Source organism: Cytobacillus sp. FSL W8-0315 (assembly GCF_038002905.1).
In the GTDB taxonomy this organism is placed as follows: Bacteria; Bacillota; Bacilli; order Bacillales; family Cytobacillaceae; genus Cytobacillus; species Cytobacillus pseudoceanisediminis.
Window position 1 is genome coordinate 2455677 of sequence record NZ_JBBOOC010000001.1, and the last position, 25813, is coordinate 2481489.

29 protein-coding genes and 2 other annotated features are annotated in these 25813 nt (G+C 42.1%); of the genes, 25 read left to right on the forward strand and 4 right to left on the reverse strand.

The window, feature by feature from the left end; all coding sequences use genetic code 11:
- The first annotated feature begins 50 nt into the window (after positions 1–50).
- From MKY20_RS12630 to MKY20_RS12670, 10 genes are all read left to right on the forward strand, one after another.
- On the forward strand, positions 51–326 hold the full coding sequence (locus MKY20_RS12630) for a DUF2188 domain-containing protein (RefSeq protein ID WP_019380466.1): 276 nt from the start codon (positions 51–53) through the stop codon (positions 324–326).
- Positions 327–750: 424 nt separating this feature from the next.
- On the forward strand, positions 751–1503 hold the full coding sequence (locus tag MKY20_RS12635; protein ID WP_009333455.1) for a DeoR/GlpR family DNA-binding transcription regulator: 753 nt from the start codon (positions 751–753) through the stop codon (positions 1501–1503).
- The gene (gene pfkB / locus MKY20_RS12640) at positions 1500–2429 is read left to right on the forward strand and encodes a 1-phosphofructokinase (RefSeq protein WP_019380464.1); all 930 of its coding nucleotides are present in this window, start codon (positions 1500–1502) and stop codon (positions 2427–2429) included. The genes MKY20_RS12635 and pfkB overlap by 4 nt, the downstream gene beginning before the upstream one ends.
- A gap of 1 nt (position 2430) precedes the next feature.
- Entirely contained in the window at positions 2431–4302 is a 1872-nt protein-coding gene (locus MKY20_RS12645; protein WP_341001278.1) for a PTS fructose transporter subunit IIABC, read from the forward strand.
- Between the two features lie 272 nt (positions 4303–4574).
- A complete protein-coding gene (locus tag MKY20_RS12650) occupies positions 4575–5441 on the forward strand; it encodes a GNAT family N-acetyltransferase (RefSeq protein WP_258753771.1) in 867 nt (288 codons plus the stop codon).
- A gap of 121 nt (positions 5442–5562) precedes the next feature.
- Complete coding sequence (locus MKY20_RS12655; RefSeq protein ID WP_009333459.1) at positions 5563–6378, forward strand: DUF2935 domain-containing protein; 816 nt, start codon at positions 5563–5565, stop codon at positions 6376–6378.
- 113 nt (positions 6379–6491) lie between these two features.
- Entirely contained in the window at positions 6492–6722 is a 231-nt protein-coding gene (locus tag MKY20_RS12660; protein ID WP_157380208.1) for a hypothetical protein, read from the forward strand.
- 139 nt (positions 6723–6861) lie between these two features.
- Positions 6862–6945, forward strand: coding sequence for a putative holin-like toxin (locus tag MKY20_RS28695; RefSeq protein WP_226280784.1), 84 nt, complete (start codon positions 6862–6864; stop codon positions 6943–6945).
- A gap of 281 nt (positions 6946–7226) precedes the next feature.
- On the forward strand, positions 7227–7352 hold the full coding sequence (locus MKY20_RS12665) for a hypothetical protein (protein WP_256815309.1): 126 nt from the start codon (positions 7227–7229) through the stop codon (positions 7350–7352).
- Between the two features lie 112 nt (positions 7353–7464).
- Positions 7465–8226, forward strand: a complete 762-nt coding sequence (locus MKY20_RS12670) for an alpha/beta fold hydrolase (RefSeq protein ID WP_026041652.1) — start codon at positions 7465–7467, stop codon at positions 8224–8226.
- A 37-nt stretch (positions 8227–8263) separates the two neighbouring features.
- Here MKY20_RS12670 and MKY20_RS12675 read toward each other — a convergent pair whose 3' ends face one another.
- Positions 8264–9523 (reverse strand): MFS transporter, encoded by a 1260-nt coding sequence (locus MKY20_RS12675; RefSeq protein ID WP_019381158.1) that lies wholly within the window; start codon positions 9521–9523, stop codon positions 8264–8266.
- 174 nt (positions 9524–9697) lie between these two features.
- On the opposite strand from MKY20_RS12675, the gene MKY20_RS12680 reads away from it, so the two are divergent.
- The 13 genes from MKY20_RS12680 (at position 9698) to MKY20_RS12740 (ending at position 22679) form a co-directional block, all read left to right on the forward strand.
- Positions 9698–10336 (forward strand): MOSC domain-containing protein, encoded by a 639-nt coding sequence (locus MKY20_RS12680; RefSeq protein ID WP_026041653.1) that lies wholly within the window; start codon positions 9698–9700, stop codon positions 10334–10336.
- 60 nt (positions 10337–10396) lie between these two features.
- Positions 10397–10648, forward strand: a binding site (T-box leader).
- 196 nt (positions 10649–10844) lie between these two features.
- Positions 10845–11087 (forward strand) — a binding site (T-box leader).
- Between the two features lie 166 nt (positions 11088–11253).
- Positions 11254–12648, forward strand: coding sequence for an anthranilate synthase component I (gene trpE, locus MKY20_RS12685; RefSeq protein ID WP_252245194.1), 1395 nt, complete (start codon positions 11254–11256; stop codon positions 12646–12648).
- Positions 12645–13256, forward strand: a complete 612-nt coding sequence (locus tag MKY20_RS12690) for an anthranilate synthase component II (protein WP_019381161.1) — start codon at positions 12645–12647, stop codon at positions 13254–13256. Before trpE ends, MKY20_RS12690 begins: the two co-directional genes overlap by 4 nt.
- Complete coding sequence (gene trpD, locus MKY20_RS12695) at positions 13228–14253, forward strand: anthranilate phosphoribosyltransferase (protein ID WP_217027660.1); 1026 nt, start codon at positions 13228–13230, stop codon at positions 14251–14253. The genes MKY20_RS12690 and trpD overlap by 29 nt, the downstream gene beginning before the upstream one ends.
- Before the next feature lies 1 nt (position 14254).
- Positions 14255–15049 (forward strand): indole-3-glycerol phosphate synthase TrpC, encoded by a 795-nt coding sequence (gene trpC, locus MKY20_RS12700; RefSeq protein ID WP_009333468.1) that lies wholly within the window; start codon positions 14255–14257, stop codon positions 15047–15049.
- Positions 15046–15666, forward strand: coding sequence for a phosphoribosylanthranilate isomerase (locus MKY20_RS12705; RefSeq protein WP_019381163.1), 621 nt, complete (start codon positions 15046–15048; stop codon positions 15664–15666). Before trpC ends, MKY20_RS12705 begins: the two co-directional genes overlap by 4 nt.
- Positions 15663–16868, forward strand: coding sequence for a tryptophan synthase subunit beta (gene trpB / locus MKY20_RS12710; protein WP_009333470.1), 1206 nt, complete (start codon positions 15663–15665; stop codon positions 16866–16868). The genes MKY20_RS12705 and trpB overlap by 4 nt, the downstream gene beginning before the upstream one ends.
- Positions 16865–17650, forward strand: a complete 786-nt coding sequence (gene trpA, locus MKY20_RS12715) for a tryptophan synthase subunit alpha (RefSeq protein WP_258753770.1) — start codon at positions 16865–16867, stop codon at positions 17648–17650. The genes trpB and trpA overlap by 4 nt, the downstream gene beginning before the upstream one ends.
- 156 nt (positions 17651–17806) lie before the next feature.
- A complete protein-coding gene (locus tag MKY20_RS12720; RefSeq protein WP_258753769.1) occupies positions 17807–18595 on the forward strand; it encodes an ABC transporter ATP-binding protein in 789 nt (262 codons plus the stop codon).
- The gene (locus tag MKY20_RS12725) at positions 18579–19334 is read left to right on the forward strand and encodes an ABC transporter permease (protein ID WP_258753768.1); all 756 of its coding nucleotides are present in this window, start codon (positions 18579–18581) and stop codon (positions 19332–19334) included. Before MKY20_RS12720 ends, MKY20_RS12725 begins: the two co-directional genes overlap by 17 nt.
- A 16-nt stretch (positions 19335–19350) precedes the next feature.
- Entirely contained in the window at positions 19351–20343 is a 993-nt protein-coding gene (locus tag MKY20_RS12730) for an aliphatic sulfonate ABC transporter substrate-binding protein (RefSeq protein WP_009333474.1), read from the forward strand.
- A 1026-nt stretch (positions 20344–21369) separates the two neighbouring features.
- Positions 21370–21948 (forward strand): LemA family protein, encoded by a 579-nt coding sequence (locus tag MKY20_RS12735; protein WP_258753767.1) that lies wholly within the window; start codon positions 21370–21372, stop codon positions 21946–21948.
- Positions 21945–22679 (forward strand): TPM domain-containing protein, encoded by a 735-nt coding sequence (locus tag MKY20_RS12740; protein ID WP_217032352.1) that lies wholly within the window; start codon positions 21945–21947, stop codon positions 22677–22679. The genes MKY20_RS12735 and MKY20_RS12740 overlap by 4 nt, the downstream gene beginning before the upstream one ends.
- 47 nt (positions 22680–22726) lie before the next feature.
- Here the strand turns inward: MKY20_RS12740 and MKY20_RS12745 are convergent, their stop codons facing one another.
- Positions 22727–23323, reverse strand: a complete 597-nt coding sequence (locus tag MKY20_RS12745) for a class I SAM-dependent methyltransferase (protein WP_251175003.1) — start codon at positions 23321–23323, stop codon at positions 22727–22729.
- Positions 23324–23452: 129 nt separating this feature from the next.
- On the opposite strand from MKY20_RS12745, the gene cdaS reads away from it, so the two are divergent.
- Positions 23453–24052, forward strand: a complete 600-nt coding sequence (cdaS, locus tag MKY20_RS12750) for a sporulation-specific diadenylate cyclase CdaS (RefSeq protein ID WP_071155159.1) — start codon at positions 23453–23455, stop codon at positions 24050–24052.
- A gap of 28 nt (positions 24053–24080) precedes the next feature.
- Here the strand turns inward: cdaS and MKY20_RS12755 are convergent, their stop codons facing one another.
- Positions 24081–24239 (reverse strand): hypothetical protein, encoded by a 159-nt coding sequence (locus tag MKY20_RS12755; protein ID WP_009333479.1) that lies wholly within the window; start codon positions 24237–24239, stop codon positions 24081–24083.
- 101 nt (positions 24240–24340) lie between these two features.
- Between MKY20_RS12755 and MKY20_RS12760 the strand changes: the two genes are divergently transcribed.
- Positions 24341–25012, forward strand: coding sequence for an SOS response-associated peptidase (locus MKY20_RS12760; RefSeq protein WP_019381170.1), 672 nt, complete (start codon positions 24341–24343; stop codon positions 25010–25012).
- 189 nt (positions 25013–25201) lie between these two features.
- Here the strand turns inward: MKY20_RS12760 and MKY20_RS12765 are convergent, their stop codons facing one another.
- Positions 25202–25663 (reverse strand): DinB family protein, encoded by a 462-nt coding sequence (locus MKY20_RS12765; RefSeq protein ID WP_009333481.1) that lies wholly within the window; start codon positions 25661–25663, stop codon positions 25202–25204.
- Between the last annotated feature and the right edge of the window lie 150 nt (positions 25664–25813).

The window sequence follows — 25813 nt, forward strand, 5'->3', positions numbered from 1 at the left end:
ATAGTACTCATCGATAGATGAAAGTTCATTTATATAAAGGAGGTATAAACATGGCAAATCGTAAAAGCAACATTCACAGTGATGAACAGGAACAATATTTTAAGGACAGAGCAGGTACAGATGAAGCAAGATTCCATGTAGTACCGCACGATGAGGAAGGATGGGCAGTCAAAAAGGAAGGGCAAAACGAGCCTGAGTATACTGCAGAGTCACAGTCAGAAGCGGTGGAGAAAGCGAAGAGCATGGCAGAAGAAGCGGGGACAATGGCAATACTGCATAATGAAGATGGAAAAATAGATGATCTCGTAAATTATGAAGATAAATAATCGGTCTTATAGAAGGGCACTGCCATTGAGCAGTGCTCTTTTCCTGTTCTGGAAGGCTAATGGAAAGAGATTCTATTTCCAAAACAAAAAAATTCCGCTTTCAAAAAGAAAGCGGATCAAAAAAGAGACCTTGGAACGAGTTAATTCTTAAATTAAAACAATATATAGTATCTGTGGTTGAACAAGAAACTATATATTGTTATTTTTGATTCTAGCATAATCAGACGGATAGAGCAAACTATTATTTTAATATATTTAAAATATTCTACTATTTTAATAATTATTGAGTTAATAATCGTAAAACAATCAAAAACGTTCGATATTTGAACGCTTTTGATTGTTTTTGAATGAAAATGATTGATTTTTGCAATCGGTTTCAGTATGATGTAATCAAGAGGAGCAACACATTCCAGGGGGTGATGTTTTGTTAACACCAGAGCGCCACAAATTGATTCTGCAGCTTTTAAAAGAAAAAGGTGTAGTGAAAATTCAGGATCTCGTTGATATGACAGAAACATCGGAATCAACAATCAGAAGGGACCTGACTCAGCTTGAGGAAGGAAAATACTTAAAAAGGATACATGGAGGGGCTGCCAGGCTTCAGGGAAAGCTCCAGGAACCCAGCATGTCTGAAAAATCCGCCAGAAACCTTCAGCAAAAGCGCCAAATCGCCCAATATGCTGCAAGTCTTGTTGAAGAAGGTGATTCCATCTATCTGGATGCAGGCTCGACAGTTACTGAAATGATTCCTTTCTTGCCTGCAAAAGAAATTGTAGTTGTAACGAACGGATTAATGCATATCAACGCATTGCTGGAACGAAATATAAAAACGTTTTTAATTGGCGGTTTTGCCAAGAGCCAGACAAAAGCCATCATTGGCAGGGGGGCATTGGAAAGCCTCGAAAATTATCGATTTGATAAATGTTTTATGGGGGTTAATGGCATCCATCCTCAATTCGGATACACCACACCGGATCAGGATGAGGCCATGATTAAGCAAATGGCCATTTCGCTTTCAAGGGAGGCATTCGTGCTTGCCGATGATACGAAGTTTTCAGAAATCGCATTTGCCAAGATTGCCGATTTGCATACAGCAGCAATTATTACTAATGAACTGAATGAGGATCAGCAAGAGCCTTATATCAGCAAAACTACAATAAAGGTCGTGACAGCATGATACACACATTGACGCTAAATCCGTCAGTGGACTACATCTTAGAATTGGATGAGATAATAGTCGGCGGTCTTAACCGCATGCAGCATGATACAAAGTTCCCTGGAGGAAAAGGGATAAATGTTTCCAGAGTGCTGAACAGAATGGATGTTAAAAGCAAGGCCCTTGGCTTTGCAGGCGGATTTACAGGAGAGTATATTGTTGATTGCTTAAACAAGGAGAATATTCAAACTGACTTTGTCCAAGTTGCTGGTGACACAAGAATCAATGTAAAGATCAAGACAAAGACGGAAACAGAAATCAATGCCAAAGGGCCGGCCATTTCAGGAAGGAATTTCGAGGATCTGAAAAATAAGATCCGCAGCCTATCAGAAGAAGATTTGCTTGTTCTGGCTGGCAGCATTCCATCTACATTGCCGGAATCAACTTATGAAGAGCTGGTAAGAATTTGTTTAGAAAACGGGACGGCTTTTGTGGTGGATGCAGAGGGAGAATTACTGAAAAAGGTCCTTCCATACAAACCGTTTTTAATAAAGCCTAATCACCATGAATTAGGTGATTTATTCAAGACAGAATTTACTTCCGCAAAAGAAGTTATCCCATATGGACAGAAACTTGTAGAAATGGGCGCACAGAATGTAATTGTTTCATTAGCCGGCAAGGGAGCAGTCTTGATTTCTGATGAAGCAGCGTATATTTCAAGCGTTCCAAATGGGGAAGTGAAAAGTTCTGTAGGTGCAGGAGATTCCATGGTAGCCGGATTTCTTGCAGCTTATGAAAAAAACAAAAATATAGAAAAGGCTTTTCAATACAGTGTTGCTTCCGGAAGCGCTACGGCTTTTTCACTTGGTCTTTGCACAAAGGAAAAAGCAGAGGAATTGCTTTCTCAGGTTTCGATTGAAAAGGTCAGCCTAAAAGGGGAGATTTAGGATGAGAATAACAGAATTACTGACAAGAGATACGATTCTGCTCTCATTGAGCGGAACAGGCAAAATGGATGCCATAAATGGATTGGTAAACCAGCTTGATCAAGCAGGAAAGCTTCATGACAGTTCTGCCTTTAAGAATGCAATTATAAAAAGGGAAGAACAAAGCACAACAGGTATCGGTGACGGAATAGCCATTCCGCATGCAAAAACTGGTGCGGTCAAGGAGCCTGCTATTGCATTCGGCAAATCAGAAGCAGGAGTGGATTATGAATCACTTGACGGTCAGCCCGCACATCTATTCTTTATGATTGCAGCCCCGGAAGGAGCAAACAATACACATCTGGAAGCTCTATCCAGGCTTTCATCAATACTAATGAACGAGGAAGCACGCAAAAAACTCCAAAATGCTGCTTCTGCAGACGAAGTTATTGGAATTATAGACAGCTATGACGAGACAGAAGAAGAGGAAGTCCAAAATATTGCAGACAGTAAACGATTTGTTGTTGCTGTAACAGCCTGCCCAACAGGAATTGCCCATACTTATATGGCGGCTGATTCCCTAAAAGCCAAGGCAGCTGAAATGGGCGTTGATATTAAAGTTGAAACAAATGGCTCCAGCGGTGCTAAAAATGTTCTGACACCAGAAGAAATCGCGAATGCGGCAGCAGTTATAGTCGCAGCAGATACAAAGGTTGAGATGGAGCGATTCAGCGGGAAGCATGTCCTTGAAACGGCAGTTGCTGATGGCATCCGAAAACCTCAGGAACTAATCGAAAAAGCGCTAAAGCAGGATGCGCCGGTATACAAGGGCGGAAGCGCGGACAGCAGCGGAAAAGCAGATAATAAAAAAGAACAAAAAGCAGGAATTTATAAGCATTTGATGAATGGGGTTTCCAACATGCTTCCATTTGTTGTTGGCGGCGGAATACTCATTGCCATTTCCTTTATGTTCGGATATAAAGCAGCAGATCCTAATGATCCGTCGTATCATCCTATCGCAGAAGCACTGATGACCATTGGGGGAGGAAATGCATTTGGATTGATTGTTCCAATACTTGCAGCGTTCATTGCCATGAGTATTGCTGACCGTCCCGGCTTTGCTGCAGGCGCAGTCGGCGGAATGATGGCAGCATCTGGAGGCGCTGGATTCCTTGGCGGCATCATAGCCGGCTTCCTTGCAGGTTATGTAGTAGTTGGGTTGAAAAAAGTCTTTGCTGGTCTGCCTTCATCACTTGAAGGAATTAAAACGATTTTGCTCTATCCGCTCTTTGGAATTGCGTTCACGGGATTGCTGATGCTTTATGTTGTCAACAAACCAGTTGGCGCATTAAATACTGCTATCACCGAGTGGCTTTCAGGTCTTGGTACTGGAAATGCTGTATTGCTTGGAGTAGTCCTTGGGCTGATGATGGCATTTGATATGGGCGGCCCGGTTAATAAATCGGCTTACGTATTTGGTACAGGGCTGCTTGCAAATGGAGTATATGAACCAATGGCAGCCATTATGGCGGCGGGGATGGTTCCGCCTCTTGCCATCGCGCTTGCTACTACTTTATTCAAAAATAGATTTTCAAAACAGGAACAGGATGCAGGAAAAGCAAATTACATCATGGGATTTTCGTTTATCACAGAAGGCGCAATCCCGTTCGCAGCAGCAGATCCATTGCGTGTCATCCCGTCCATCATGGCAGGATCAGCCGTGGCAGGTGCCATCTCAATGATGGCTGGAGTCGGATTAAGGGCACCGCACGGCGGAGTCTTTGTCGTCCCTCTCGTCGATGGCCCATGGGGAATTTACCTTGCAGGAATAATAGCAGGTGCTCTTTTGTCTGCGATCCTTATCGGGTTTCTGAAAAAACCTTTAAATAAATAATGAATAACTAAAGCCGGTACTTAATGTATCGGCTTTTTTTTTTAGAAAATTCCTTTTAGAAAAGATTGAAAAAACAGAAAATAAATGATTAAATTAAAATAAACTAATCAGTCTATTTTATTATATGAATAAATAAACTATCCAGTCTGTATAATTGGAGGTGTGAAACCATGGCCATTATCATTGTTATTAGAAGAGGAAACAAACATAAATAACCAGCCATTAGATGCACACCAAGTAAAACATCAGAAAACACATGAAGGAGAGCGTTTATGAAAATAAAAAAACTTTCTCAAGTTACCCTGGAGGAGGCGCTGACTGCCTGGAATAAAGGCTTTGAAGGTTATATAGTTCCAATAAAAATGGATATCCAGGCCTTTGTTAATCGAATCGCATCTGAGGGACTTTCGCCTGAAAAATCCATTGTCGTTTTTATGCACGGCGAACCTTGCGGAATCATATTGAATGGGTTCCGTGAGATTAACGGCAGGAAAATTGCCTGGAACGGAGGCACCGGGATCGCACCACAATACAGGGGAAAAGGTCTTTCTGCAGCCATGATGTCAGAGGTGCTTAGCATATATAAAGCTGAAAATGTACACACTGCTGTTCTTGAAGCAATTGAAGAAAATGAGAGAGCGATTAAGCTGTACATAAAAGCCGGCTATGCAATTACTGATCAATTGCTTTATCTAAACAAGAAGCTAACACATAAAGAAATAGGCTCATTGACGGAAAGCCATTTAGCAATAAAAAAGATATATCCTGAACAGCTTCAGTCAATCAGCTTTTATGACAGCGATGCTGCCTGGCAGTGCCAGTGGCAAAGTGCGAAACAAGGGGAAGCTGCTGTGCTTATGAGTGAAGATGGGAAAGAGGAAGGCTATATTTTATACAAAAGAGTGCTGGAAGCAGCAGGACGTACAGAACGCATTATTATTTATCAGCTAAATTTTACGGATGGCAGTGCATATGAGGCAATGACTGAAAGTATTCTGGGCCAGCTGTTCCTTGATCAGGATGATTCGATTGATTTCACTGCAGTTAATATTTCTGTTTCCAATCCCGCATCGAAAGCTTTGCTTAAAATGGGATTTGAAAAAAAGATTGGCCAGGTAATGATGAAAAAAACACTATAGGATGCATGATTCCTAGTTAAGATTCCCCCTTTCTGCAAAAAAATAAGTTACCAATTAATTTTTGAGATTCGTGCTTATAGGCATAATTTCTAATGGTTACTGATATGTTTTTATGAGTAAGATGGAAAGGGGAGATATTTTGGCTGCTGGATTTGAAAATGCTGCAAAATTTGAACATGGATTTTGGCTTCAGATTTTGGGTGATCATGCACGCTTCATACATGATTCACTATCACCAAAGGAAAAAGACAGCATTGAAAGAGCAAATTACTTTATACAAACCTTCGATCAGCTATTAGGAAGGGTTGAAGTGGATAACCTGGAGCAATTGAGCCGGAGGGCAGAACAGGAAGCTAAAAAGCTCAGGGAATTTAAATTGAACCTACTTGAACGTCATCTGATAGGGAAAATTTCCATTCATCTTGGTCCTGTTTTTATAAACCATATGGTCAATGAACTTGAAGAATATATGCTTGTCCTTCAATATTTAAAAAAAGGGGAAGTCCCGCCTGTATTTCATGAGCTTCACCACCATTTAATCTGGCTTCTGGATGCAGCTGGCCATGCTGGAGCCATATCAGATAATATGGAAAGTGTTGAGAAGAAAATAAAAAAAATCAGTGATGGCTATACAAAGGATTTTGAAGCATTCTATTTAAAGGCGGTTGAAATGTCCGGCTTCCTTCGGACGAATGTTGAGTCATTCCCGGCACTTCAAAAGTTCAACAGCGATGTTGCACTTGAAATATCTTTGTTTATGAACTTTCTCAATGAAATTGAGGAGCTTGAATTGAGCAAAGAGGCATTGGGGACATTTGCAGCTTTAATGGCTGATCACATGTACCGTGAAGAATGCTATTACCTGTCAAAGCTTGCTGAGTCCACTCAGTCTGAAAAACCGAAATGTGATCCGGCAAAGCCGAGGCTTAAAGAATAAATTCAATGCTGCCAATTTGGCAGTTTTTTTTGCATTAAGAACATGCGTCAGTGTTTTCTGGGTAAAAAGAGTATAAAAAGGCTGATATCATGAAACTGGTAAGATGGAGTTACATGCGGAGAAATCAGGTAAAGGGATTGTTTGACTGTTATCCTGAAGCGGTCATCATTTTTAAAAGAATAAAGAATTATTATTTTATCCACAGTGCTGAATGGACAGGCAGTCCGCAGTTAATTGCTAAGCAGCAGATGGAGGAAATGGAGTATTTGCTTAATAAAGAAATGGGTTTTCTTCGTGGATATCTACAAAGGAAATCTGCAGGCGATAAAGATAGTGAAACTTGAAAAAATAGGAAAGAAGAATCAATTTTACTAAAATAGAACACACGTTCGACTAAATGGACAAGGTTGTGTTATAATAAAGAAGCAATGGGAGTTTCTCAAGGGTGGTCGGCTAGCCCCGTATGAAAGGGGGTGATGCCTTTTGACAGTTTTCGAATCGATCATGATGATGATTTCCTTTTCTAGTCTGATCATTGCTGTCATGACTTTTAACCATAAAAAATAGACCTCCCTTGATCTGACAATTGAGGGAGAGGTCTATGTCTTTGACAGGCCGATCCCCTAAGGGAACGACTATTGCGAATGACCGTGGGTGCGGCAACACCTGCGGTCGTTTTTTTTATTCATATTCTTAATTCAAGAATATCATATACGGTTCAGAAAGTCACGGAAATAAGCATAATCGCATGATTACTTATAGTATATGCAGATTCCAGCTGAAAATCCATAATGATTCGAATCCTAATGTGCCATACTATAATGGCAGTACTTTAAAGGAGGATTAACATGACAAAACGCAATATTAAGACTAAATCCGGATTGCAGAGCACAAACAAGAGCATAAACGATATGGAGTTCTCAAAAGAGCTTGATCAGCAAAGCAAAAAAGCTAAGAAGACAAGACCTAACTGATGTTGGAAATAAAGAATTGACCGAGATGGGGCAGACTAAAACTGTCCCATTTTTATATGGAACAGGAGGCTTTTGAGCCATCTATGTTTTGTGAATGGAAAGGACGATTCTTGTGCCAGCATGTATTTATGAGGATACAAAGATATTTTATGAAACGATGGGAAAAGGGGTACCGATAATCTTTATACATCCGCCTGCCATGGGGAGAAAGGTATTTTATTATCAAGGCCTGCTGGCTGAGCATTTTCAGGTTGTTTTTCCTGATTTAAGCGGGAATGGAGATACCATCGGTCCCGAGAAAACAGTAACCATTCAGGGCTATGCAGAAGAGGTTAAAGCTGTATTAGACCACTTGGAAATTGAAAAAGCCGTTATCCTGGGTTATTCCTCTGGAGGCATAATTGCTCAGGAATTTGCTCTTTCTTTTCCTGAAAGGACACTTGGAGTCATACTGTCTGGCGGATTTCCAGAGGTTTTATCAGAAACTTTCAAATATGAGCATATAATGGGAATGTATTTCGTGAAACATTTTCCGGGTTTTCTGCGGTATGTAATAGCAGCAAGTCACACAAATGATCCAAAAGTCAGAAAAGATATTCTGGAACACATGAAAAAGGCGAATCATACTATGTGGTTTCAATTTTACGATAGGTCGCTCCACTATTCATGCACGGATCGCCTGAGGAACTTGAGTGTCCCCCTTCTCCTGATATATGGATCAAGAGATTTTGTTAATCAGCATATTAGGAGCTATAGGAGATATGTCAGCTTTCAGGCGGCAATAATCAAAGGTGTTTCCCACCAGGCGCCAACCAAAAAGTGGCAGCTTTTCAACCAGGTTGTAACTGGTTTTGTACAGCAGCATTTTAAATAAAAAAATCCGTATCGTCATTGAACGATACGGATTTTTTTTAGCCCTCATTTGCGTCAGGTTTGATTGCTATAATGGCTGCTAGGGCAGCAAGAATGGTTATCCCGCTTAATATATAAAAAAGCCCTTGATCAGAATGCTTCATCAGAATGGCAATGGCCGGCGGGCCTCCGGCAACGCCTATAAACCTCATTGAACTGTATAAAGAAGTAATGGTTCCACGTTCTTCTTTTGCAATTCCTTCGGTAATCAGTGCATCCAACGAAGGCAATGCAACGCCTATGCCAATTCCGGCAAACAGGAACATGCTGATCATAAACCACATGTTGTTTGAAAAGCTTAAGATTGCAGTGGCAGCTGCCACAAGCACTGAGCCTAAAAATATGATCCACTTCATCAGTATTTTATTTTCTTTTATTTTTTTTCCTGTCAGATAGGAGGAAAGGCATAGTGCGCCAAGCGGGACAGCTAGGAGAAGCCCTTTTTTAACATCTTTAATATCGTATGTCTTTTCAAGCACATCAGATAAATAAAAAAGTATCCCAAAAAGCACAAACATAAGAATGGCACCTATTAAGAAAATAGCATATAGCCATTTTCCGTTGTTTTTAAAGGTATCCTTGATATTGCTCCAAAATTTCTTTAGAGGAAGCGGCTCTTCTCTTTTATTTGGCGTTTTTACAAGAAAGAAAACCAGCAGAATTGAAATCGTACAAAAAACCGGAAACGAAAAAAACGGTAAAAACCATATAAACCCTGCAAGAAATGCTCCAAGTATAGGCGATAGAACTTTTCCAAAAGTATTGGAAGTTTCAATAAGTCCAAGGGAACTGCTGACATCATCATCATTTTTAAACATATCCCCTACTAAAGGCATAACAATTGGTGCCGCACCAGCTGCCCCAACACCCTGCAATGCCCTCCCAGCTAATATGATCCAATAAGCATCCGCCATTTTCCATGCCGCCCATCCGGAGATCAGCCCGCCAATTCCTGCAATGAACAGACTTGGTATAATGACTTTTTTACGGCCGATATGATCCGATAAAAAGCCTGCGATTGGGATCAAAATAATGGCTACAATACTATAAACGGTAATAATCATGCTGGATTGGAATGCAGAAATATTTAGTTTATTTTCCATCGCCGGCAGTACAGGAATCAGCATGGAATTCCCAAGTGTCATAACGAGAGGAATTGAAGAAAGTGAAAGAATGGCCCATTTTTGGTTATGAACATCATCACCTGACTTCTTTTTAGCTTTGGAATTTACAGATTGTAAATTTTCAACATGCTCCATATTTCTGACCTTCCTTTTCGTTAATCAAACTAGTCTTAATATGAGCTAATTGCAGGAAAACTAACTAGAAAAACCTCTGTCTTTTTATGGGAAAATTCAAATTCTGGAAAAATATGTTTCGATTTACTAAAAGGAAAGCGTTAAAATATATAGAAAAGCGAATCTGGCGAGGGGATGAATGTGAAAGAAATTATTAGTTTAAGCATAGGGAAACCGAAAAAGCACAGCTGGAAAAACCGTGAGGAAATATCGGGAATAGGCAAAGAAAAAATTGAAAGTGCGTTCTTAACGAAGGATGGTTTCCTAGGGGATGGAGTGGCAAACACTGATTTTCATGGCGGCCCCGACCGGGCAGTTTGCCTATACCCGTTCGAACATTACGGGATGTGGGAAAAAGAATTTAAAAAGACATTCTGTCCCCCGGCATTTGGTGAAAATATTTGTGCGGGTAATATGCTGGAAAAGGATGTTTTTATAGGTGATACCTTTTCGCTTGGTGAATCTGTTATCCAAATAACACAGGGCCGCATTCCATGTTCAACCATATCAAAGCATAACGAAGAAGATCGGCTTTTAAGCAGAATTGTTGAAACATGCTTTACAGGCTACTTTTTCAGAGTGCTGAAGGAAGGAACTGTAACAGCAGGCAGCGTTCTTAAGCTCGAAGAAAGAAAGCAGGAAAAGGTATCGGTTCTGCAAGGAAATTTTATCATGTTCCATGACCGCAAAAATCGTAAAGCAATTGAAGAACTCCTGCAGATTGAGGCACTTGCAGCTGTCTGGAGAGAAAAGCTGGAAAAAGCTCTATTATAAAAAAATGAAAAATATCCTTGACATTTTTCATTTATCGGAATAGTATAATAAGCAATATATCGATCGGCAATGACAAAGAGTAGTAGCTGCAGTGGAAGCTAAAGAGAGCTGATGGTTGGTGCAAATCAGTGTGGAAACAGCAGTGAATGGACTTTCGAGCCTCCAAACCGAACCTTTTTAAGCAGTAGGCTTTGGCGAACGGTCTCATCGTTACAAGGGACAGATATTCAAACGGTTTTTCGTTTTGATATCTGTTAAGTGAGCTGATGTATCAGCTAATGAAGGTGGCACCACGGGTCTCTCGTCCTTTTTAGACGGGAGGCCCTTTTTTATTTAGTTCAGAAAAAATATAGAATTTTTGAACTTAAATAACTGTCTAGCGCAAGCAGCCTACCCCCTCGAGTTCACAAGCCAATCCCCTAAAAAGGCAAAGAACGCCTTTCCGGGAGGCTCGTCTTGTGCTTGTCGGGGGTGGCAAGGCGCTTCCGCTTTTCTTTAACTTTATTACTTTAAATCGCTGAGCAAGAGGAGTAGATTGATGGAGTCCGTTCAAGAGAGCCGGGGTAAGGTGAGAGCCCGGTACGGTAAGTCATTCGAATGGACTTGCGAGAGGCTTCCTGAAAGATAGTAGGGAAGCACGGATTTCCACCGTTAAAAGGATAGGGTATCGATATGTTTCCGTACCCGAAAAAGGGAGCAGCATGCTGCTCTAAAAAGAGGTGGCACCACGTTCACAAGACACGTCCTCTATACCCGCAGATTCTGTCTGTGTGTATAGGGGACTTTTTTATTTATAGTTAAGTAAAAATTCTGAAGTCAGATACCTGTCTGGCTCCATCGCCTGCTCCCTCAAAGTGTCAGGGGTGATCAGGGCGCTTGCGCTTATCTGAATCCGAAAGAACTGGAGGAGAAATATATTGAAAACGATTTTGGAAGGTCCTTATATCATCGAAGAGCTTGAGGGGGACACATTAACACCTATTTTGATCTACCAGAGAATGAGCGGGAGAAAAAAATTTCTGCTTGAAAGCTCGCTAAAGCATGAAAAGTCGGGAAGGTATTCCTTTATTGGGGCGGACCCGGTGATGGAACTAAAAGGGGAAGCATCTCGGACGGCTGTTACTGCGGAGGGGAAAATAGAAGTTTTTAATGAAAAGCCGCTTGATGTATTAAGAAGGCTGATGCCCGAGGAAAAGGCTCACCCCATTGAACAGTTCCCATTTTGTGGAGGAGCTGTTGGATATGCAGGCTATGATGTCATCAGGCAATACGAAGATATCGGGGTGATCCCTCATGATGAGCTGAATGTACCAGATGTTCACCTTATGTTTTTTGAGGAAGTGGCCGTTTTTGATCATCTGGAGCAAAAGGTATTTCTGGTAGCCATGTCTTTATTGGCAGCAACCGATGAATCTCAGCTACGTGAAAGATTGCAGAAAAGAAAGGCCGAAATCCAAAAGGGGGCTGCGGCATCCCAATCGGAAGAAGCATCGCTGTCGGCTTTCAAAGCTTCCATATCTAAAGAAGACTTCGTTGAAAAAGTAAAAAGGGCCAAGGCCTATATTGAAGAGGGAGACATTTTTCAGGTAGTGCTTTCTCAGCGGTTAAAAGCAGAATTGACTGGAGATCCTTTCGCATTTTACCGGAAGTTAAGAGTGCAAAATCCCTCCCCATACATGTACTATCTTGATTTTGAAGAATATGCGGTTGCAGGGGCATCGCCTGAAAGTCTTATAAAAGCAACTGGAAACAAAGTAATTACTAACCCTATTGCAGGAACAAGGCCAAGAGGCAAGACAGAAGAGGAAGACTTACAGCTTGAAAGGGACCTGATAGAAGATGAAAAGGAGCTTGCCGAACACAGGATGCTGCTCGATCTAGGCAGAAATGATCTCGGCCGTGTATGCGAATTTGGATCGGTAACTATAGAAAAAAACATGGTCATTGAGAGATATAAGCATGTCATGCACCTTGTATCCGAAGTGGGCGGCAAGCTGAAAAGTCCTCACAAAGCGATTGATGCCTTAATAGCGTGTCTCCCTGCCGGAACGGTTTCAGGTGCACCCAAAATTAGAGCAATGGAAATCATCAATGAACTGGAAGCAGTGAAAAGAGGAATTTACTCAGGGGCAGTCGGCTATTTTTCCGGAAACGGCAATATGGATTTCGCCCTGGCAATCAGAACCATGGTAATAAAAGATGGATTCGCTTATATACAAGCTGGGGCAGGCATCGTGCATGATTCGATTCCAGAAAAAGAGTACGACGAAACACTTCATAAATTAAAAGCATTTTTGGAGGACAAAAAATGATTCTGCTGATTGATAATTATGATTCATTTACATTTAACCTTTATCAGTATCTGGGTGAACTGGGACAAGAAATTAAAGTTGTAAGGAATGATCAAATAACAATCGAAGATATTGAAAAATTAAATCCTGAAGCCATTGTTCTATCACCTGGACCGGGACGGCCTGAACAAGCTGGAGTTATTGTTGATGTTATTCAGCAATTTTACAGGAAGCTCCCTATCCTGGGCATTTGCCTTGGCCATCAGGCAATCGGCTATGCCTTTGGGGCAAAGATTGAAAAAGCCAAGAGAATTATGCATGGCAAGGTGTCTAATCTGAAGCATAACGGATCACAGCTTTTTCAATACATGCCACAGCCGATCCATATCATGCGTTATCATTCCTTAATAATTAAGTCGGGAACTTTGCCTGGCAGTTTTAAGGTTTTGGCAAGATCAATGGATGATAATGAAATAATGGCAATCAAGCATGAAGATTATCCTTTATACGGTTTGCAATTCCATCCGGAGTCTGTAGGAACAGGCCTTGGAAAAAAGATTTTGGAAAACTTTTTACAAACTATCGGGAGGGAGAAAAACGATGAAAACTATACTGCAGAGGTTATCTGATCGCGAGTCATTAACAGAGGCAGAAATGAAGGAAGCGATGGACAATTTATTTGCCAATGATGTGACGGACAGTGAGATTGCGGCATTTATGGTGAGCCTTAAAACAAAAGGGGAAACAGTTGAAGAAATTGCAGGCATCGTAAAAGCAATGCGGGATAAATCCCTTACATTTAGCAAGAAAATTCCTAATGTTTTGGATAATTGCGGTACAGGAGGAGATGGTTCAAGCAGCTTTAATATCAGTTCTACTTCGGCCTTTGTGATTGCAGGAGCAGGAATTTCTGTTGCCAAGCATGGCAATAGAAGTGTATCCAGCAAAACAGGCAGTGCCGATGTACTGGAACATTTGGGAATAAACTTGGATCACTCGCCTGAGCGCACGGAGGAAATTCTGGAGGAAATTGGGATAGCCTTTCTATTCGCACCTCATGTCCATCCGAATATTAAAAGAATCATGAAAGTACGCAGGGACCTGAGAATACCTACAACTTTCAATTTAATAGGACCTTTAACCAATCCGGTTGAACTTGATCATCAGCTTCTCGGGATCTACCGGAGAGATTATATTGAAATGTTTGCAGAGGTGTTAAAAGCTTTGGGAAGAAAACGGGCAGTTGTTTTAAATGGTGCAGGGTTTATGGATGAAGCATCCTTACAGGGGGAAAATCACCTGGCCATTCTTAATAACGGCAAGGTAACGAAAAAGGTTCTTCATCCAGAGGAAGTTGGCCTATCGGTTAGCAGCAATGATGCGATCAGAGGCGGAGATTCCAGGGAAAATGCTGAAATACTCCTAAGTGTCCTAAAGGGGGAGAAGGGAGCAAGAAGAGACACGGTCCTTCTTAACGCCGGGATTGGCATCTTTACAGGAGGCAAGGCAGAAACAATTCATGGCGGGATAAATTTAGCCAAAGAAAGCATAGATTCAGGTGCTGCATTAGAAAAACTGCATAGGTTAATTGAAGCAAGTAAAAGCGTCCATAAAGAGGTGATATAAGATGGGAACAATTCTAGATCAAATACTGGCTGAAAAAAGAAAAGAAGTCATCGTACTGCAGAAGGAAAAGGAATATTTTCAAATAGGAGAAACCATGTATAAACGCTCCTTTATTAACAAGCTTGCATCAGGCAGTGAACTGGCTGTGATTGCGGAATTCAAAAGAGCCTCACCTTCAAAAGGTGATATAAATACCGGACAAAATCCGAAAGATCAGGCATTATTTTATAAAAAGTATGGTGCCGATGCCATTTCCGTTTTAACAGACAATAGGTTTTTTAAAGGCAGCTTCGCTGATCTGTCAGCTGTCAGAGAGACAGTCGACCTGCCTATCCTTTGCAAAGACTTCATTATAGACGAGGTGCAAGTATTAAAAGCAAAAGCATCAGGGGCAAACCTAATTTTACTCATTGCTGCTGCGATGGAAGCTGAACGGCTTCAAGAGCTTTTCGATTTTGCTGAAAGTGAAGGCCTTGAGGTATTAATGGAGGTTCATAATGAAGAAGAACTGGAAATAGCTCTAAGAACCGGTGCACAGCTGATCGGAGTCAACAACCGAAATTTAAAAACTTTCGAAGTAGACCTTGGTGTAACAGAAAAACTTGCCCCGCTAATAAAAAATGCGGGAAAATTCCTGATCAGTGAAAGCGGGATTAAGTCGGAAGACGATGTGCGGCGTGTAATTGCAGCAGGAGCAAACGCCATTCTTGTCGGAGAAGCATTCATGAAAGCAGATAATCTGGAAGGGCTTTTGAAGGCCATGAAGATTCCTTTGCAGGGGGCTGTCAGACAATGAAGGTGAAGATTTGCGGAATCAGGGATATCAGCACGGCACTTTTTGCTATTGAAAACGGGGCTGATGCCCTGGGATTTGTTTTTGCAGAAAGCAAAAGAAAAATTAATCCTGAGGCAGCAGGGGAGATAATCAGAGAGCTTCCCGGAGAAGTTTTAAAAGTCGGAGTGTTTGTAAATGAAACGAAAGCGACCATTGAAGAAATAGCAAATGTTTCAGGGATCAATGTCATCCAGCTGCACGGAGATGAAACGCCGGAATTTTGCAGCTCATTTTCTCTTCCGGTTATAAAAGCTTTGAGTGTAGGTTCACCAGATGATTTATCTCAATTAGATGAATTTTCATGCGAATACATTCTTCTTGATAGTCCGAAAGGAAAATATCGGGGGGGCAACGGGGTATCTTTTGATTGGTCGATTTTAAATAAACCATTGCAGGACAAAAAAATGATCCTTGCTGGGGGGCTCAATCCTGAAAATGTGGGGGAAGGAATTAAAGCAGCCAATCCTTATATGGTTGATGTAAGCAGCGGGGTTGAGACTGAAGGGAAGAAAGATCCGGAGAAAATAAAAAGATTCATAGAAAACGCTAAATGTGTGGAGAGGGAGGAAGTAAAATGAACACAGCTTATACATTGCCTGATGAACGAGGTCATTTCGGGGATTTTGGAGGAAGGTATGTGCCGGAGACACTTATGCAGGCCATTCTTGAATTGGAAGAGGAGTATAAGAAAGCTCAAGCCGATGAAAGTTTTCAGAAAGAACTGAAGGCTTTGCTGAAAGACTATGTCGGACGGGAAACTCCTCTTTATTTTGCTGAGAACCTCACAAATTATGCCGGCGGTGCGAAGGTCTATCTTAAAAGAGAAGATTTGAATCATACAGGTGCCCATAAAATAAACAACTCACTGGGCCAGGCTCTATTGGCGCTGCGAATGGGAAAAAGAAAAATAGTAGCTGAAACGGGTGCAGGGCAGCATGGAGTCGCAACAGCAACTGCATGTGCGCTTTTAAATCTTGAATGCATTATTTTTATGGGTGAAGAGGACATCAGGAGACAGCAGCTGAACGTATTCAGAATGGAACTGCTTGGAGCGAAGGTTGTAGGGGTACAATCGGGAAGTGCCACCTTAAAAGATGCAGTCAACGAAGCACTCCGCTACTGGGTGACAAATGTCGAGGATACACATTACATCCTTGGTTCTGTGATGGGACCACATCCTTTTCCTATGATTGTACGGGATTTTCAGAGTGTTATCGGAAATGAGACGAAGAAGCAATACCTTGAAAAAGAAGGTAAACTCCCTGATGCAGTTGTGGCTTGCATTGGAGGCGGAAGCAATTCAATGGGCATGTTTTATCCTTTCATTAAAGATGATACGGTCCGCATGGTTGGGGTTGAAGCAGCTGGTTTGGGTACAGATACAGATAAGCACGCTGCTTCTTTAACAAAAGGAACTCCTGGAGTTCTTCATGGAGCATTAATGTATTTGCTGCAGGACGAACACGGTCAAATTCAGGAGGCTCATTCCATCTCAGCTGGCCTTGATTATCCAGGAGTTGGGCCGGAACACAGCTATCTGAAAGACAGCGGAAGAGCCGAGTATGAATCCATTACAGACGATGAGGCGCTTGATGCATTAAAGCTTTTATGCAAACTGGAAGGCATTATCCCTGCGCTGGAAAGCTCCCATGCCGTAGCCTATGCATTAAAGCTTGCCCCGCAAATGAAAAAAGACGAAGGCCTTGTCATCTGTTTATCTGGCAGAGGCGATAAAGATGTAGAAACTGTAAGAGCAAGATTAGGAGGGAAAGGACAATGAACCGGGTTGAAAAAGTTTTTAAGAGCCTTAAGCAAAACAAAGAAAAAGCATTTGTGCCATATATAATGGCTGGGGACGGAGGCTTAGAGACACTGGCCGAGAAAATCACATTCCTTGAAAAAGCGGGAGCAACTGCCATTGAAATTGGGATTCCGTTTTCGGATCCGGTTGCAGATGGCCCAGTCATCCAGCAGGCTGGCATTCGAGCATTAGAAGCCAGAACAACCCTTAGAGGGGTCTTAGCTAAAATTGCGGAAATCCGGCCTATTGTTCACATCCCGCTGATCTTTATGACATACATGAATCCGATCATGGCCTATGGCATTGGCAACTTTATTTCTGATGCCTCCAGGTCAGGGGTAGACGGCTTAATAATCCCTGATCTTCCTGCAGAGGAAGAGGAGATCATTGCACCAATTGCAGAAAGATCTGGAATCGAAATTATCCGCCTTGTGACCTTAACCAGTCCATTGGAGCGCATAGAGGCGATTGCAGCTAAAGGGAAAGGCTTCCTATACGCTGTAACGGTTAATGGCATCACTGGGGCAAGAAAAGAATTTAAAGATGAGCTTGGAAAGCATTTGGAGAAGGTTAGAGATGTAAGTCCGATACCAGTATTGGCCGGCTTCGGAATTTCTGAACCAGAGCATGTAAAAGAAATGAATCAGCATTGTGACGGGGTAATCGTTGGAAGCAAGATCATAGAACTTTTTCAAAGCGGTGAGTTAGCAAAGGTTGAAGAGCTGATCGCTTCATCTAAAATAGAAGAAATTAAATTGTGAAACAATAGCTTTCTCCTTGATGGAGGAGGCTTTTTATTTGATTAAGCCCAATTTTAAAAATATTTATTGTAATGGTTGACATGCAAGGTGAATACTTTATAATTACAAGTAATCCGAGTAAATTAATGAGATTTATAGGAATAGGTGATTTTTAAAATGTTCATTGAGATAAACGATGTGAATAAACAATATTGCGATAAAGAAAATCGTCCTGTTGACGTCTTGAAAGATATTAATTTATCCATTGAGAAAGGCCAGTTTGTTTCAATTTTAGGCCCTTCAGGATGCGGAAAGTCAACACTTCTTTCAATCGTCGCAGGGCTGACTAAAACAACTTCAGGCCACATTCAAATCGATGGCAAAGCCATAACAAAGCCCGGAAAAGACAGGGGAATGGTGTTCCAGCAGGCAGCCTTATTCCCTTGGCTGACAGTCATGGAAAATGTCACGTTTCCGCTGAAAAAAGAAATGAAGAAGAAAGATGCAGAGGAAACAGCACTTAAGTATCTGCAAATGGTTCAGCTGGGAAAATATATATCCCATTATCCTCATGAACTTTCTGGAGGAATGCAGCAGAGGGTGGCGATCGCGAGAGCACTTGCGATGAACCCGGAAACACTCTTAATGGATGAACCATTCGGAGCTCTTGATGAACAGACCCGTTCGCGTCTGCACGGACAGCTGGAAAACATTTGGACTGAGACGAAGAAAACCATTCTTTTTGTTACTCATAGCATCTCAGAATCTATTAAACTGTCAGATCGAATCATTGTTATGGGAACAAAGCCGGGAATCATTTTACAGGATATAACGGTTGATATACCCAGACCCCGTGAAGAACACAAAAAAGAAATGCTCGAGATTGAAGACCACATTATGAAATACCTGAAGAAGGAAATTGATAAAGTTGTAAGTGAGGAACTCCAATATGCAAACAGCCATTAAAAGGATTATATTTTTTGCAGCCATCATTGCATTTTGGGAGATTGGGTCACGGCTTGAACTTTGGCATCCTCTGATTTTCCCTTCCCTTTCTAGTGTATTCAGTGCTCTTGTTGAAGGGTTTCAGGATAAAACTCTCATTTATGATTTAATCGCCAGTTTTAAGAGGCTCGCAGTCGGTCTGGCTATCAGCCTTGTCATTGGCACATTGATTGGCGTTCTCCTTGGAAAATCCAAAACAGCTGATGAAACACTGGGTGCAGTCATCCTTGCCTTGCAAAGTGTTCCCAGCATCGTCTGGCTGCCGATCGCGATTATGTGGTTTGGATTAAATGAAAAGGCTGTTATTTTTGTAACCATACTTGGCGGTACATTTGTAATGGCTCTGAACATGCGAACAGGCATAAAAAATGTTTCACCATTATATATCAAGGCAGCTCAGACTATGGGAGCGAATGGAATTGACTTATTCACAAGAGTCATCTTTCCGGCATCCATTCCATACGTTGTCACTGGTTCACGACTTGCCTGGGCATTTGCCTGGCGTGCATTGATGGCCGGTGAGCTTTTAAGCACAGGACCAGGATTGGGCTACACACTTCGATATGCTTCAGACTTTGGAAGAATGGACATCGTAATCGGTGTCATGATTATTATTGGAGCTATCGGAATGATTGTTGACCAATTCATATTCCAGCGCATTGAAAAATCAGTCATAAAAAAATGGGGACTTGAGTCTTAATTTTGGAGGGGTATAAATGAAAAAGGCTATTTTATGGGTTGCTATATTATTTACCTTCACCGGGCTGCTTGCCGGATGCGGGTCATCTGAGAAGAGCAGCGGAGGAGAAGACAAGATTGTCATCGGCTATTTCCCGAATATCAATCATGTGCCAGCAATGGTTGCGAAAGATCAAGGCTATTTTGAGAAACAGCTTGGCGATGGTACTAAGGTAGAATATAAGACGTTTGCTGAAGGCGGTTCATTCATGACTGCCCTGAAAACAGGCGATATTGATGCAGGACTAGTAGGACCCGGACCAGCAATGAACAACTTCTCAACCGGAGCTGATGTTAAAATTATCGCCGGTGCCTCAACTGGCGGAACAGTTGTCCTTGCCAGAGAAGGAGTAGAAATTAACTCACTTGAAGACTTCCAGGGAAAAACGTTTATTACACCTGGCGTGGGCTGTACACATGATGTCCAGTATGAGACATATCTTGAAGAAGCCGGCATCACTTCAGCTCGCATCGGAGGTACCATGAAGCATTTGACAGGCAACCCTGCACAATATGCAAGTATGCTGAAAACAGGTAAAGTCGATATTGCAGTTGCTCCCGAACCATGGGCAGCGGTCATTGAACAGGAAACAAACGCTGAAGTCGTAATTGGCTGGGATGAAGTATCCTTCGGTGAAACACTTCCGGCATCAGTATTGGTTGCTACTGGTGATGCTGTGAAGAACAGCCCGGAAAAAGTACAGAAAATCGTTGATGCACATAAAGATGCAGTTAAATTTATCGAAGAAAATCCTGAAGAAGCAAAAGCAATTACTATCAAAGACATTAAAGAAGTGACTGGCCAGGAACTGGAAAAAGAAGTCGTAGACCGCGCCTGGGAAAGAATCGGGTTCACTTACGATGTTGATGCAGACACCATCCAGGAATTTGCAGATTCATCCTACACTTTAAAATTCCTGAAAGATAAACCTGAATTCAGTGAACTGATTGCGAACAATTTTATTAAATAATCATACTTGAACTGGGGCCCGAATGGGTTCCGGGTTTTTGTTGTATTATAGGGATTGTTTGGCGCAACTGTGATAAGGAGGCAGCGCGAAAAAGAGACACGGAGGCTCGAATAACCTGCTGGATGACGCGATTATGGGAAGTTAGACGCATTAACGTTGTGATAGCGCAAAAAATTAAAAGATCAGTGCAATAACCTGTCCTGTAGACGCAATATAAGTCAGACATGAAGCAATAATGATAGATAATTACGCGATTACTCTTGATATTGTAAAAAGTCATATGCACGAAACCTACAAGAATTCGCGCTTTAAAGTAGTATATCCGCCCGAACCTGAAGCCTGCCACGATTAAAACGTGCCCCCCGCGCAGAAAAGGAGCCCGCCCGCGCGTAAATCATCCAAATCCGCGCACAAAAGTAATAATCCCGCGCAAAACAGAAGCCAGCCCGCGCAAAAAAACGTGCCCCCGCGCAGAAAAGGAGCCCGCCCGCGCGTAAATCATCCAAATCCGCGCACAAAAGTAATAATCCCGCGCAAAACAGAAGCCAGCCCGCGCAAAAAAACGTGCCCCCGGGCAGAAGGAGCCCGGTCGCGCGTAAATCATCCAAATCCGCGCACAAAAGTAATAATCCCGCGCCAAACAAAAGGAAGCCCGCGCAAAAAAACGTGCCCCCCGGGCAGAAGGAGCCCGGCCGCGCGTAAATCATTCAAATCCGCGCACAAAAGTAATAATCCCGCGCAAAACAAAAGGAAGCCCGCGCAAAAAAACGTGCCCCCGCGCAGAAAGAGCCCTGCCGCGCGTAAATCATCCAAATCCGCGCACAAAAGTAATAATTCCGCGCAAAACAGAAGGAAGCTCGCGCAAAAAAACGTGCCCCACGCAGAAGGAGCCCGCCCGCGCGTAAATCATCCAAATCCGCGCGAGCTTAACAACATCAGCAAACCAATCTCCAGGTTTAACTTTCACCCCAAAAAGGAAAAATACCATGCAAGTGACAAAACAACTTAGAAACAGGAGTGACGCAAATGAAAAAAGGTATGGGAGTTTTAATTGCCGTTATTGCGGCAGTAGTCATAGCAGGCATGATGCTGATGTCCAGTTATAACAGGTTTGTAAGTGCTGAGGAAAATGTGGATCAGGCTTATTCTCAAATTGAGAACCACCTGCAGAGAAGGCTGGATTTGATTCCTAATCTGGTAAATACAGTAAAGGGATATGCTGCTCACGAGAAGGAGACAATTCAGGCTATATCAGATGCTCGTGCGAGATTGGCGGGAGCGGGGTCCCCTGAAGAGGAAGCAGCTGCAAACGCCGAGCTGTCAAGCGCTTTGAGCCGTCTGCTTGTAGTGGTGGAGAACTATCCAAATTTAAAAGCGGATAAGCAGTTTACCCAATTAATGGACGAGCTTGCGGGCACAGAAAATCGGATTTCGGTTGCCCGAAAGGATTATAACGACCAGGTTGCCGTATATAACAAACAAGTAAAAAGGTTCCCGGGTGCAATTGTTGCAGGGATAACCGGCTTTGATGAAAAAGAGTATTTTAGGGCGGATCCGCTGGCGAACGAAGCACCTGATGTTGACTTTGGAGGCAATGGGGAATGATCATCCGCTGGGTCTCTTTGGCCCTTCTTTTCGCAAATTTAATAATGGGGGCAATCCCAGTCCATGCAGATGAATCCATACCGCAGCCTGCTGGAGATATTTATGTCCAGGATTTTGCGGAGGTTCTGAATGACCAGGAAAAAACTGAATTGAATAACCTGGGGAGGCAATTGGAAGATCAGACATCTGCACAGGTTGCAGTGTTAACTGTTGGAACTACTGGAGACAGACCGATTGAAGAATATGCTAATGAAGCTTTCCGGTCTTATGGCATAGGCAGTGCCGCAGAGAATAATGGTGTCCTCTTGGTTGTGGCCATGGAGGATCGGAAGGTGCGGATTGAGGTTGGTTATGGGCTTGAAGGCCAAATTCCCGATGGAAAAGCAGGCAGGATTCTGGATGACGTCACCCTTCCATATCTCCAGGATGGCCAGCCTAACAGAGCTGTAATTGAAACCTATAAGGTGCTTGTACAGGAAGCTGCCGGGGAAGAAGTGAATTTAGGCGGCGATTATGCTGATGCCGGAACACAGGATAGAGGCATTGGCATACCGTCCTGGCTGATAATTTTAATTGTTGTTGGATTATTATTTCTGGACATTAAATTTTTTGGAGGAGCCTTTTCTTACGCCATCCTTTCCATTCTCTCAAGAGGTGGAAGTGGCGGTGGCGGTCCCCGGGGAGGGGGAGGCGGTTCTTCCGGCGGAGGAGGAGCCAGCCGAGGCTGGTGATAAATTGAAAAAGAGCGGGAGCTGCAATCTCCCGCTCTTTTTTATTATTATTTAATTGCAGTTACACAAACGGTTAATACGGGGCGGGCTTCTTTATAAGAAATGGAAATAGAATGGAAACCTGCCGCTTCCATATCAGTTTTGATCACCTGTCCGAGATTTTTGGCAATGGTGTCATCTGCTCCTTCTTCTCTTGGCTGGACGGTGATGGCAATTATTCCGTCTTCCTCAAGCATCCCATAGAGATACTGAAGAGACTCTCTTGGTTTTGTCCATAAAGGATAATTGTTTACTGAAAATATCTTATTATACGTTTTATCAGGGAAGTAATCGTGTATATCTTTTACGAACAATCTGACCTTTCCCTGACGGATATACTCATCATTCCGTTTGGCTGCTGAAGCCTTCATATCTTCGGATACATCAACTCCATCCGTTTCTGCATGGCGGAAGTGATCCATTATATGCCTGATGCTGTAGCCAGGGCCAAAGCCTACTTCTAAAATAGAGTCCCTGCGATTAATCTTTAATTGCTGTATTGTCCATTTGTTAATCTTGCGGTTCTCAAAATACATGATTTTTCCAGCAAGCTTCCCAAGTAATCCTGCGGGTTTCTGAAATTGTTTTGCTAATATATCGAACATGTCCCTCACCTCGTTGCTTAATACTTATATTTAGTCCCTTTAAAGCGGTCCTAAACCTATTCCGTAAAATGGATAAATAATTTTTAACTGGAAAAGGTACTAATATGAATTAAGATTGGAGGAAGTCCGGTGATTTATGGCGAAGATCAATACCGAAAAGATTTAAACCGGTATATTGACAATATCGACAGTCAGATTCATTCTATTTCCAAAACGCTAGAGGACTTCAGCTGCTGTATTTTATCTGATTTCGAGAACTTGCAGAGGGCGGTAACGGAGGCTCACACAATTGCTTCGACATATTATCTTCAGTCATATTTATCGCCGTATACCAAGGAATATTCGAGCTTATCATTGGCCGCCCAGCATTTATCGGAAAAAAGGCATGGCGGGCTTATTGTTGTGGAGAGAAGGCTGCCTATAGGCGATTACCTTCATAATGGGACTCCTATTGGAGCAAAAGTAAGCAGCACTTTGCTCGAAACCATTTTTTATCCTGGAAACCCATTGCATGACGGGGGTATTCTAATAAAAGAAGATACCATTATTTCTGCAGGCAACATCCTGCCTCTTGCCAATAAAACCATTGAGGGGAAAAAATTTGGGACAAGGCATAGAGCGGCAATGGGACTTACGGAAAAATCAGATGCTGTTGCTATTGTAGTTTCAGAGGAAACAGGCCGTATTTCTTTTGCAGTGGAAGGACAGCTGTATACAATCAGGACATGAAAATCCCCCTAAAATGGGGGATTTGTCATTATGACTTCTTATTAATTTGCTTTCCGCTTTTTTTCTGGCTTTGAGATTTATCATTTCCTGCCTGAAACTCGCTTCCCAGTTCAACATCGTTTCGTTTATCCTGTTTTTCAATTTGGGCTCTCGTTTGATTTGCATTTTGTCTGCCTTGTTTTGTCATATTTCATTCCTCCCTGTAAAAATAGCTGACAGTTTTAATATGCGCTATATCCGGGAATAGATGAACATTATATTGCTATTGACTTAAAAGAGGTGATTATATTGTGCGGCCGGTTTACACTAACAGAAACCATCGAAAAACTTCAGCTGCTGTTTGAATTTGAATATGCAGAGGGAGAGGTTTTACCCAGATATAATATCGCGCCAAGCCAGAATATCTTAACCATCATTGGAGATGGTAAACAGCGGATCGGCAGACAGATGAAATGGGGACTGGTCCCCTACTGGGCTAAAGACGAAAAAATTGCTTACAAAATGATAAACGCAAGAGCGGAAGGCATCGACTCGAAACCCAGCTTTAAAGCTCCTTTTAAAAGCAAAAGGTGCTTAATCCTTGCAGATGGCTTTTATGAATGGAAGAAAACCGAAGAAGGTAAACAGCCGTACCGGTTCATTATGAAAGATGATAAGCCGTTTGCCTTTGCAGGCATTTGGGATTCATGGCATAAAGGAGAAAATCCTCTAACGAGCTGTACAATTATTACAACGGGGCCAAATGAAGTAACCGAAGATGTTCATGACCGAATGCCGGTGATATTAAAGGAAAGCGATTTTGAGGACTGGCTTAATCCTCGTTTTAATGACACTGAATACCTGAAGTCATTGCTTGAACCTTATCCGGCTGAAAAAATGGATAAGTATCCGGTATCAAATAAAGTGAATTCACCAAAAAATGAGCTGGCAGAATTAATTTCTCCCCTTAATAGTTTTTAAAACGGACGCGGCGACGCGTCCGTTTTTTCAAAATGATAAGAAATTATAACTTTTAACTTTGAGTACTGTCTAGCTCCAGCGCCTACCTTCTCGAGGAGTCGGGGGTGAGCGCCAAGGGAAAGCTTCCTTGGATGTTCTTCGCAGTAACAAGCGCTTTGGCTTGTTTCGAAGGCGCTTCCGCTTTTCTTATCATCTGCTCACAAACATCGGAAGCTCCGTATGGCCCATTTCACGTACGTAGACAAACAAATTTCCTTTATGATGAATTTCATGATCCATTGCAAGCTGCAGCAGCTGGATGCCGGTAAATTCCATTCCAAATATCCGTGACATATCAATCGTTCTTTCTAACTCATCATTTGTTAATGATGAAATGATCTCAATGGTTTTTTCTGTGTAGTTTTCAGCGGCTTCAGAAAGGTTTGGGGCAATTTCTTCGAATTTCTCGCCAAACACTGCAGGGCTGCCTTCTTTTACTGTTTTGGAAAACATATAAAAAGAAGTAAGCATATGTGTTACAAGCTTGCCGGCCGCCATGCTTGTTTCAGTTGGTTTGTAGTCATAGTTATTTTCATCAATCTTCTTGATTAACTCATTAGTCACCTTTCTGTGAGATAAAAAATAGTTCAGAAATTTTTGTGCTCTTTCCATATTAAAGACCTCCTAAAAAAAATTATCAGATTAACATTTCCACTTAACCTCTTTAAATACCTTTATATTTCAAAATATGTTTTGGACTGGCAGGGATTTTACAAAAACCGTGGAATTATTTAACAGGGGAAGATTTGGAAGAATCTCTAT

What these genes read in the sequence shown, in the direction of transcription:
- MKY20_RS12630 (WP_019380466.1), top strand. Translation starts at nt 51, where the DNA reads ATGGCAAATCGTAAAAGCAACATTCACAGTGATGAACAGGAACAATAT.
- pfkB (WP_019380464.1), top strand. Translation starts at nt 1,500, where the DNA reads ATGATACACACATTGACGCTAAATCCGTCAGTGGACTACATCTTAGAA.
- MKY20_RS12645 (WP_341001278.1), top strand. Translation starts at nt 2,431, where the DNA reads ATGAGAATAACAGAATTACTGACAAGAGATACGATTCTGCTCTCATTG.
- MKY20_RS12650 (WP_258753771.1), top strand. Translation starts at nt 4,575, where the DNA reads ATGAAAATAAAAAAACTTTCTCAAGTTACCCTGGAGGAGGCGCTGACT.
- MKY20_RS12655 (WP_009333459.1), top strand. Translation starts at nt 5,563, where the DNA reads ATGGAAAGGGGAGATATTTTGGCTGCTGGATTTGAAAATGCTGCAAAA.
- MKY20_RS12660 (WP_157380208.1), top strand. Translation starts at nt 6,492, where the DNA reads ATGCGGAGAAATCAGGTAAAGGGATTGTTTGACTGTTATCCTGAAGCG.
- MKY20_RS12665 (WP_256815309.1), top strand. Translation starts at nt 7,227, where the DNA reads ATGACAAAACGCAATATTAAGACTAAATCCGGATTGCAGAGCACAAAC.
- MKY20_RS12675 (WP_019381158.1), bottom strand. Translation starts at nt 9,523, where the DNA reads ATGGAGCATGTTGAAAATTTACAATCTGTAAATTCCAAAGCTAAAAAG.
- MKY20_RS12680 (WP_026041653.1), top strand. Translation starts at nt 9,698, where the DNA reads ATGAATGTGAAAGAAATTATTAGTTTAAGCATAGGGAAACCGAAAAAG.
- MKY20_RS12690 (WP_019381161.1), top strand. Translation starts at nt 12,645, where the DNA reads ATGATTCTGCTGATTGATAATTATGATTCATTTACATTTAACCTTTAT.
- trpD (WP_217027660.1), top strand. Translation starts at nt 13,228, where the DNA reads ATGAAAACTATACTGCAGAGGTTATCTGATCGCGAGTCATTAACAGAG.
- trpC (WP_009333468.1), top strand. Translation starts at nt 14,255, where the DNA reads ATGGGAACAATTCTAGATCAAATACTGGCTGAAAAAAGAAAAGAAGTC.
- MKY20_RS12705 (WP_019381163.1), top strand. Translation starts at nt 15,046, where the DNA reads ATGAAGGTGAAGATTTGCGGAATCAGGGATATCAGCACGGCACTTTTT.
- trpB (WP_009333470.1), top strand. Translation starts at nt 15,663, where the DNA reads ATGAACACAGCTTATACATTGCCTGATGAACGAGGTCATTTCGGGGAT.
- trpA (WP_258753770.1), top strand. Translation starts at nt 16,865, where the DNA reads ATGAACCGGGTTGAAAAAGTTTTTAAGAGCCTTAAGCAAAACAAAGAA.
- MKY20_RS12720 (WP_258753769.1), top strand. Translation starts at nt 17,807, where the DNA reads ATGTTCATTGAGATAAACGATGTGAATAAACAATATTGCGATAAAGAA.
- MKY20_RS12725 (WP_258753768.1), top strand. Translation starts at nt 18,579, where the DNA reads ATGCAAACAGCCATTAAAAGGATTATATTTTTTGCAGCCATCATTGCA.
- MKY20_RS12730 (WP_009333474.1), top strand. Translation starts at nt 19,351, where the DNA reads ATGAAAAAGGCTATTTTATGGGTTGCTATATTATTTACCTTCACCGGG.
- MKY20_RS12735 (WP_258753767.1), top strand. Translation starts at nt 21,370, where the DNA reads ATGAAAAAAGGTATGGGAGTTTTAATTGCCGTTATTGCGGCAGTAGTC.
- MKY20_RS12740 (WP_217032352.1), top strand. Translation starts at nt 21,945, where the DNA reads ATGATCATCCGCTGGGTCTCTTTGGCCCTTCTTTTCGCAAATTTAATA.
- MKY20_RS12745 (WP_251175003.1), bottom strand. Translation starts at nt 23,323, where the DNA reads ATGTTCGATATATTAGCAAAACAATTTCAGAAACCCGCAGGATTACTT.
- MKY20_RS12755 (WP_009333479.1), bottom strand. Translation starts at nt 24,239, where the DNA reads ATGACAAAACAAGGCAGACAAAATGCAAATCAAACGAGAGCCCAAATT.
- MKY20_RS12765 (WP_009333481.1), bottom strand. Translation starts at nt 25,663, where the DNA reads ATGGAAAGAGCACAAAAATTTCTGAACTATTTTTTATCTCACAGAAAG.